General features: G+C 41.7%; 1 protein-coding gene. It reads right to left on the bottom strand.

Features of this window, described 5'->3' with window-relative positions:
• Positions 1-151: 151 nt before the first annotated feature.
• Positions 152-551: LysR substrate-binding domain-containing protein (locus R7190_RS29805; protein ID WP_318138200.1), on the bottom strand; the 400-nt coding region annotated here is incomplete at its 5' end.

Genomic DNA, 551 nt, shown 5'->3' with positions numbered 1-551 from the left:
CAACAATATCACCTTTCGTTTCATGTTTTACACAAATTATTTGACGCAACCGATAAATCAACAGATTTAGAAAATAATAAAAAACAGAGATGGACGAATAAAAGAAATAAAAAAGGCTCTGCAATGCAGAGCCCATTAAAATTGATAGTACCTATAAGACGGATGGTTTGCCCTTCATCATGCGCAAACCTTCACGCTTTATGCAATCGACCAACGGGTTTTCGGCCATATCCGCACGCCAAATAAAGGACAATGTGCGCTCCATTTTCAGATCTGGTACGTTTAGCGCGACTAAACGTCCAGCCTCAATGTAACGTTCAACATCCAAATATGGCAAACAAGTTAAGTATTGTCCGTTAGCCACCAAGCTGCGCAACACAGGAACGTGTTCATACTCACGCCATACATCTAAATCTTCAATCAAATGATGAATGGAGCTATCAAAGGTTTTACGAGTACCTGAGCCATGCTCACGCAACACCCATTTCGCCTGCTCTAATTGAGCTAAACTGACCGAAGGGTTACGAGCAAAAGGATGATGAGAAGCTGCG

It is taken from the genome of Vibrio sp. 1078-1 (genome assembly GCF_033340475.1).
Note: the sequence above shows the minus strand (reverse complement) of the source record. Positions and strands in the feature narration are given on the sequence as shown.